Consider the following 4,141-nt stretch of genomic DNA (forward strand, 5'->3'; position numbering starts at 1 on the left):
TGGAAGTGACCGATGAGGTCGCCAAAGCCATTTCTGCCGAAGTGCCCGAAGACCAGTTGCGCAAGGTGGCTGTCGCCGAAGGCATGATCACGCTTCGGGATGCAGGCCTGGTTAAGATAAAATCCGGAGAGATATCCCTGGAAGAAGTGTTAAAAAAAACCGTTATATCAAAAGAGGCCCTGCCGGCCTATCTGGTGAACCCCGACATTGAACAATACGAGGACAAGGATGTAATCATCCGTGAAGGAAACACGGATATTGATTTTTTCAAGCTTGTTCAAGGCGCTGTCTATGTGGTCAAGGGCGGTAAAATGATCGCAGAAATCACCCAGCCCGGAGAGTATTTCGGTGAGATGGCCGCCATAACCGGAACGCCAAGGTCTGCGTCTATTATTTCAAAGGGACGCTCCAAGATCAAACGGTTTCCGGGAGACAAGCTGATTGAAATAATAGAAAAATATCCTGATGTAGCCAAGCATCTTTTCACAGTCCTTGCCGACCGGCTTAACGAGACAGACCGCAAATTGGTTTCCCTTTATAACCAGATCAAAAAACGAAAAGTCAACGAGAACGTTTCTTAATTAAAGATTGTTTAATTTAAAGCAGGAAAAATGAATCAGGACACAAAAAAAGAGAAAATGATGACCCGTCAGGCCTTTTATATCTCCCTTCTGATCTCCCTGACGTTGGGATTTTTGATTGGTACCGTATATACATCGTTTAAGCTGGGGGATTCAAAACAGCCGGGGATGGGACATATGCCACCGGCTATGGTGGGGAATATGCCAAAAGGCATGCCCGCGCCTGAAAAAGAGGCTGGTGGCGATCAAAGCCCAGACCTTGCAACCATGGCAGATCCACACATTAGGGAATTGCAGACGTTTGTAAAAGAAAATCCCGATAATGTGAAAGCCTGGGTTGAGCTGGGCAATGCCTTTTTTGATATAGACCGTTTTGGGGATGCTATCAATGCCTATGAGAAATCCCTGTCCATTCAACCCGATAATCCACATGTTCTCACGGACCTTGGGGTAATGTATCAACGGAACAATGAACCTGAAAAAGCCCTGACAGCCTTTAACAAAGCCATTACGGTTCAGTCCGATTTTGAAACCGCCTGGTTTAACAAGGGGATTGTCTATATGCACGACCTCAATGATCTCCCCAAAGCCATTGAGGCCTGGGAACAGCTGGTAAAAGTTAATCCTACGGCCCGAACATCCGGGGGAAAACTGGTGTCTGAAATGGTTGAAAAGCTGAAAACCCAAGGCCGGTAATAAGTCCCTAACTAAAAATATAAAAGCCCAGATTCTTTGCATAGGGCGGCGGGTTGTAAAATTCTCCGTAAATGTAATTCCCCTGGATCTGTCTGACCACCACTCTGCGTTTAACCAGTGCTCGTTTGATATCATCCAGGTTGAATTCAATATCCAAAAAATCATTGACAAGGATGCGATGGGATTTTGATATCCTGATGCCAATGGCGGATAATGATACCTGCTCCACACGGATTTTTCCAGATTCTCCGGTTTTAAGGCGTTTGAACTGGCCCTGCAGAGATACGGATTTTCCAAAGTTTTTAATGTCTTGTTTCGAGGCGTGTTCAGGTGAAGTTTCTTTTGCGTTTTCACCCTCTGCCAGAGCCATTTCATTTTCTACCAGCACCTGGATGTTTTCCTGCATATCTGCCACCTCGCTTTCCTGGTCAGGCTGGCGGGTTTTGGAAAGGATCTGGGCCAAAAGGTTTTTGAGCTGACCGGCATCTTCACCTGCCATTGTGTGTGATTGGATGGTGACAGAGGAGAAAAGTTGCTTACAATCCAACGGTGCTAGGGTCAGGGCTTTTTTTATCCTTGCCAGGGCTTTCTGGGCACCATCGGAATAGGTCAAGGGCAACAGAACAAGGAAGCTGTTTTCTGCATACCTGAAAATCAGGTCTTCACGGCGTTTGGTTTTATTCAGAATGGTGGTCAGTTCCTTGAGGGCCGTATCACATTTATCCTGTCCCAGGGTTTCGTACTGCCGTGCCATGCCATCCACCACAAGAATGAGGACTGAAAAAACCCGACCAAACCGGGCCTGGAAGTCATCCAGGTTAGATACGGTACGTTCAAAACTGAATCTGTTTTTTATACCTGTCAGACTGTCCCGGGTGGCAAGGTTGGTCAGTGCCTGGTGATAGTAGGATCGTTCAATGGCAATGGCGGCATATTCGGCAATGGAGGAGAGCAGGCCAAGGTCCTGTTCGCTGAACGTTTCTTCATTAACCCGGTTGACCAGTTCTATAACACCAAAAATTTTGTTATCGGTTTTCAACGGCGTGGCAATGATGGAACGGGTGTTGAACCGGGTGTATTTGTCCACCCTGTTGCTGAATCTTTTGTCCTTTGTTACATCATCAACCACCAGTGGCTTGCCTGTTTTCATGACATATCCTGCAATCCCCTCACCCTTGGGCAGTCTCACCCCCTGCAGACGCCTGCTGTTGGTACCTACCACCACGGAAAAAACCATGTCACCGGTTTTGGCGTCCTTGAGCAGGATGGACCAGTGGCAGGGTTGAAAAATGCAGCCCACCTGGTACAAGACAATATCCAGAACCTGCTTGACGGTTTGGGCCTTGGACAGGGATTTGCCCATCTCAAAACCAATGTCCGGGGGCAAAAGTCCGTCTTCGCTTAATGGGGTATCCTGTGTTCGGCTCGTTGGGTCCCCCTGGTAATAATATTTTGTGTTGGCTCGGGACAGTTTGATGTTTGCCCACAGTAGGTTTTCCTTAAGCTGATTTACCGTTGGGAAAACAAACTGGTAAAAGGCTGAGATATCTTCGATTTCCTTGTTCATGTCAAGAATACAGTTGATAATATTGATTTTTTCCGGATTAACGCAGGTTTCCACCTCCGGGGCAAGAATGGGAGGACGGATGAAATCAAAGGACCCCATGCCCTGGGTCCAGCATAGGAAATCTGCCATAGATACAATGGCAATCAATTGTTTTTCATCCTCAGTCAGGTCGTGGTTCTCAAAGGATTGGTGGTGGTATTTTACCGCCAGTACAAGGTTTTCGGGAAGTTGCCACCGGGTGCAGAAAAAGGCCCCGATATCATCATGGCCCAGACCTATTTCAGATCTTTCTTTTTCAATAACAAGGTCTGTGGATTCCGACATATTTTTAATAAATTCGCCATAGCTGCGATGCCCCTGCAGATCTAAAAATATTTTTCCAACATCATGGAGCAACCCGGCAGTATATGCTTCTTCCGGATTTGGGTATGCAACTTTTTGGGCTATTTTCATACTCAGCACCGCAACAGCAAGACTGTGGCGCCAGAACATCATGCGGTTAAACTCTTTTGTATACCCGGTTTTAAATATTTTTTCAAAAATAGCGATGCTCAAGGCCAATTTTTTGAGTTCATCAAGGCCCAGGATGACAACTGCATCCGACAGGGTGGTCACTTTTCGGCTCAAACCGAAAAATGCAGAGTTGACCAGCTCCAGTACACGGATGGAAATGCCGGGGTCCGTCTCAACAATTTTTGCCACCTCCTCCAGGGATGCTGTATCGTTTTTTGATACTTCAAGCAGTTTAGCGGCTACCTGTGGAAAACTTGGCAGGGTATCCCGGTCAAGGGTTAAGACTGCCTGTATATCCGATTGGGAGGGAAGGTTAAGTTTATCAGTCATTTTGATGGACCCTTTTTTTAAAAAATGTCCTGATTGAAAATCAGGAACAATAGGCCTGGATCAGGCCTGGATATAGGCATCAATTTCCGGATACCGTATCCTGAATGCGTTGAATTCATTCAGTGTCCGGTGATCAGATGGATCAAGTACCAGTAACCGGTCAAAAATTTTCGCTGCATCAATAATCTTATTTTGTTTGTCCCCCGGTTCTGTTTCGATCAGACGCAGTTGCCCCAACAGGGCAAATTTGTCTTCAGACACAGACAACACCTGATCATAATAATGTCTTGCCTGGGCGAATTGTTCCATCTGCAAACAGGCATCTGCGATCCGGGTTTGGGCGATTGCTCGATTCATTCCGGCTGCCATGGCTTTTTCCCACAGCTGTTTTGCCTTTTCGTATTCCTTGTTGCCCCGGGCACAATCTGCCAGCCCGTCCATTGCATAGACATTC

Annotated in this window: 4 protein-coding genes; 2 read left to right on the top strand and 2 right to left on the bottom strand. The window is 46.6% G+C overall.

What is annotated here, in order from left to right; all coding sequences use genetic code 11:
• Both B3D59_RS17235 and B3D59_RS17240 read left to right on the top strand, forming a co-directional pair.
• Positions 1-581, top strand: a 581-nt coding sequence (locus B3D59_RS17235; RefSeq protein WP_286822381.1) for a Crp/Fnr family transcriptional regulator, incomplete at its 5' end; no start/stop codon positions are given.
• A gap of 30 nt (positions 582-611) precedes the next feature.
• Complete coding sequence (locus tag B3D59_RS17240; protein WP_286822382.1) at positions 612-1,277, top strand: tetratricopeptide repeat protein; 666 nt, start codon at positions 612-614, stop codon at positions 1,275-1,277.
• 7 nt (positions 1,278-1,284) lie between these two features.
• Here the strand turns inward: B3D59_RS17240 and B3D59_RS17245 are convergent, their stop codons facing one another.
• Together B3D59_RS17245 and B3D59_RS17250 are read right to left on the bottom strand one after the other, a co-directional pair.
• Positions 1,285-3,687 (bottom strand): HDOD domain-containing protein, encoded by a 2,403-nt coding sequence (locus B3D59_RS17245; RefSeq protein WP_286822383.1) that lies wholly within the window; start codon positions 3,685-3,687, stop codon positions 1,285-1,287.
• 60 nt (positions 3,688-3,747) lie between these two features.
• Positions 3,748-4,141, bottom strand: a 394-nt coding sequence (locus tag B3D59_RS17250) for a tetratricopeptide repeat protein (protein WP_286822384.1), incomplete at its 5' end; no start/stop codon positions are given.

It is taken from the genome of Desulfobacter sp. UBA2225 (assembly GCF_002348205.1).
Classification (GTDB): Bacteria; Desulfobacterota; Desulfobacteria; order Desulfobacterales; family Desulfobacteraceae; genus Desulfobacter; species Desulfobacter postgatei.